The sequence below is a fragment of the Xanthobacter sp. BG11Y11_SDJG genome (assembly GCF_057364445.1).
This window is the reverse complement of the sequence record NZ_JBNFNU010000444.1, coordinates 1-3,275: the sequence shown is the minus strand read 5'-3', so window position 1 is coordinate 3,275 and position 3,275 is coordinate 1. Positions and strand designations below refer to the sequence as shown.

Here is a 3,275-nt window from a genome sequence, read left to right as displayed (position 1 = left end):
CCTTCTGCGGCGCCGCGGGCGCCTCCTCCGGCAGGAGCGACGGCTCGCTCGCCTCCGGCCGCCTCGATCGCCTCCAGCGCATCCGGCCCGGCGCGCCGTAGCGGCCGGCGATGAAGCCGACGATCACGAGCTGCAGGAAGTGGTAGAGCATGATCGGCATGATGATCAGCGACAGCTGAGGATTGGCGCCGAACATCACGCTCGCCATGGGAAGTCCGGTGGCGAGCGACTTCTTCGAGGCGCAGAACACCACCGCCACCGTGTCCGCCTCCGGGAAACGCGCGATCCGGCAGACCGCCTGGACGACGAAGAACACCACCGCGAACAGCCAGACCGCCCCCGCCGCCATCTCGATGACGAGCGTCGGGCTCTGCCCGCTCCACACCCCGCCCGCGATGCTGTCGCAGAAGGCGCTGTAGACGATGGCGAGGATCACGGCGCGGTCGGCCACCTTCACCACCGCCTTGTGGCGGGCGATGAGCTTCGCGATCAGCGGCCGCACCAATTGGCCGAAGCCGAGCGGCAGCATGACCACGGTGACGAGCTTTACGATCACGTCGCCGAGCGCCATGTGGCCGCCGGTGGCGTGGAGGTAGGACGCCATCAGCAGCGGCGTCAGGAACACGCCGATCAGGCTCGATATGGAGGCGTTGAAGATCGCCACGGGCACGTTGCCGCGCGCCAACGAGGTCATCGCCACCGAGGACGAGACGGTGGAGGGCAGCGCGGCGAGGAAGAAGAAGCCGACCGCCACCTCGTGCGGAAACACCTTGCCGATCAGCGGCATGGCGGTCACCACCACGAGCGGGAACAGAACGAAGGTGGCGATCTGCACCACGAGGTGCAGCTTCCAGCGCGCCGCGCTCTCCACCAGCCGGCGGGTCTCCAGCGAGGCGCCGTAGAGGAAGAAGATGATGGCGATGCCGTAGGTGGCGGCCCGGTCGGCGCGCAGCGGGCCGCCGGTGACGCCGAGCTGGGGCCAGGCCAAGGCGAGGAGGACCGTGCCGACGAGCGCCGGCAGGAAGGGGTCGAGCTTCAGTCGTGACAACATGAGCCGCAGGGTTTGGCATGAGACACATGCCCCCTCGGTCCGCTTCCGCCCGGGCGCCGGAGCGCTCCTGAGGAGTGCCCCGATGCAGATCGTTGGCCCGGCGACGGCGACGGCTTCGGTGCCGGAGACGTCTTCGATGTCGGCAGGCGTCCACCGGTCTTGGGTGCGGCGGTGAGGCGCCAAGGTGACGGTATGGGGGGCCGGGGTCAAGCGTTGCGGAGCGGCGGGGACCGCGGCGGACGGCTCGCGCCGATCGCTGCCACCTCAGGGTTGCGCAGGGGGCCTCGCGCCCTGCGCGCGGCCGGACTTCGGGCGCCCGCTTATGCGGAGGCGGGAGGATCGCCCGCGACCGCCGGCGAATCGCCCAAAGCGGCGAGGTTGCGGAAGAAGTCGTCGGCGAGCTTCTTGGCGGTACCCGCGACCAGGCGCTGGCCGAGCTGGGCGAGCTTGCCGCCGATCTGCGCCTCGGCCGTGTAGTCGAGGCGCGTGCCGGTCTCGACTTCGACGAGCCGCACCACCGCGCCGCCTTTGGCGAAGCCGGCGACGCCGCCTTCGCCCTCGCCGCCGATGCGGTAGCCGTTCGGCGGATCGAGTTCGGACAGCACCACGGTGCCGCGGAACTTCGCCTTGACCGGCCCGATCTTCGCCACCACCAGCGCCTTCAGCTCGGTGGGGGAGACCTGCTCCAATTCCTCGCAGCCGGGGATGCAGCCCTTGAGCACCGCGGGATCGTTGAGCGCGGCCCACACCTTCTCGCGCGGCAGGGCGATGTCGTAGCTGCCGGACATTTCAAGCGCCATGATCATCCTCCCGTTCCGCCGCCGGGTCTCGGTGCCGCGGCGCACCTATATAGGGGATAAGCGCCGCCCGGGGGGCGAATTGTGCGTGGCGCCGCGGCAGGTTATGACTTCAGGAAAGCCTAGCCCAATCACAGGGCACGATGAAATCATAGGCGCACCAGAATCAGAGGGGTTAAGCGGCGGATGGAAGTCTTCGTCCAGCAGCTCATCAATGGATTGACCCTCGGGTCCATCTACGGCCTGATCGCCATTGGCTATACCATGGTGTTCGGCATCATCGGCATGGTGAATTTCTCGCACGGCGATGTGTTCATGGTGAGCGCCTTCACCGGTCTCATCTGCATCCTGCTGCTGACCACCGTGCTGGGCATGAGTTCGATCTTCCTCATCCTCGCCATCACGCTGGTGGTGGCGATGATCTTCACCGGGCTGGTGAGCTGGACCATCGAGCGCGTGGCCTACCGGCCGCTGCGCGGCTCGTTCCGGCTCGCGCCGATGATTTCCGCCATCGGCATGTCCATCTTCCTGTCGAACTTCGTGCAGGTGACGCAGGGCCCGCGCAACAAGCCGATCCCGCCCATGGTCACGGACGTGATCGTGCTGATGGAGCGCGATGGCTACCAGGTGACGCTGGCCTACAAGCAGGTGATCATCATGGCGGTGACCGCCGGCCTGCTCGTGGTGTTCTGGTGGCTGGTGCAGAAGACCCCGCTGGGGCGCGCCCAGCGCGCCTGCGAGCAGGACCGCAAGATGGCGGCGCTGCTCGGCGTGAACGTGGACCGCACCATCTCCCTCACCTTCGTCATCGGCGCGGCGCTCGCCGCCGTCGCGGGCGTGATGTACCTCATGTATTACGGCGTGGTGAACTTCGCCGACGGCTTCGTGCCGGGCGTGAAGGCCTTCACCGCCGCCGTGCTGGGCGGCATCGGCTCGCTCCCGGGGGCGGTGCTGGGCGGGCTGCTGATCGGCCTCATCGAGACCTTCTGGTCGGCCTATTTTTCTATTGAATACAAAGATGTGGCGGCTTTCTCCATCCTCGTCGTGGTGCTCATCTTCATGCCCCAGGGCCTGCTCGGGCGGCCGGAAGTGGAGAAGGTGTGATGGCGTCCGCTGATCCGGCCGGCGCCACCGATCCCGACGTGCTCAAGCGCTCCGACCTCGCCGCCGTGGCGCCGCCGGCGCGCCGGCCGGTGCGACGCGAAAAATCGGTGGTGGAGCGCGCCGTGACGGAGGCGGTGGCGAGCGGGCTCCTCACCTTCTTCGTGCTGCTGCCGCTGGTGGGGTTCCACGCCACCGAATCGGGCACCGGCTCCCTCGTCCTCGACTACCGCTTCGGTCTCGCGGCCGTGTTCGCGCTGGTGGTGACGGCGGGTCGCCTGGCGCTCAATCTCACCGTCTGGCGCGGCGACGGCCCGCGCCGGCCG

Annotated in this window: 4 protein-coding genes; 2 read left to right on the top strand and 2 right to left on the bottom strand. The window is 68.4% G+C overall.

The features are described 5' to 3' along the window. Together AC2W7M_RS22520 and AC2W7M_RS22515 are read right to left on the bottom strand one after the other, a co-directional pair. Nucleotides 1-1,051 (bottom strand): bile acid:sodium symporter family protein (locus AC2W7M_RS22520; RefSeq protein ID WP_486135068.1); only part of this gene is annotated, 1,051 nt, incomplete at its 3' end. Nucleotides 1,052-1,371: 320 nt separating this feature from the next. Continuing rightward, nucleotides 1,372-1,851: an SRPBCC family protein gene (locus tag AC2W7M_RS22515; RefSeq protein ID WP_486135066.1), complete on the bottom strand. Its 480-nt coding sequence runs from the start codon at nucleotides 1,849-1,851 to the stop codon at nucleotides 1,372-1,374. 183 nt (nucleotides 1,852-2,034) lie between these two features. On the opposite strand from AC2W7M_RS22515, the gene AC2W7M_RS22510 reads away from it, so the two are divergent. Both AC2W7M_RS22510 and AC2W7M_RS22505 read left to right on the top strand, forming a co-directional pair. Beyond that, on the top strand, nucleotides 2,035-2,952 hold the full coding sequence (locus AC2W7M_RS22510; protein ID WP_486135064.1) for an ABC transporter permease subunit: 918 nt from the start codon (nucleotides 2,035-2,037) through the stop codon (nucleotides 2,950-2,952). Further along, nucleotides 2,952-3,275 (top strand): DUF3382 domain-containing protein (locus tag AC2W7M_RS22505; RefSeq protein WP_486135062.1); only part of this gene is annotated, 324 nt, incomplete at its 3' end. The genes AC2W7M_RS22510 and AC2W7M_RS22505, both read left to right, overlap by 1 nt.

What these genes read in the sequence shown, in the direction of transcription:
- AC2W7M_RS22510 (WP_486135064.1), top strand. Translation starts at nt 2,035, where the DNA reads ATGGAAGTCTTCGTCCAGCAGCTCATCAATGGATTGACCCTCGGGTCC.
- AC2W7M_RS22515 (WP_486135066.1), bottom strand. Translation starts at nt 1,851, where the DNA reads ATGGCGCTTGAAATGTCCGGCAGCTACGACATCGCCCTGCCGCGCGAG.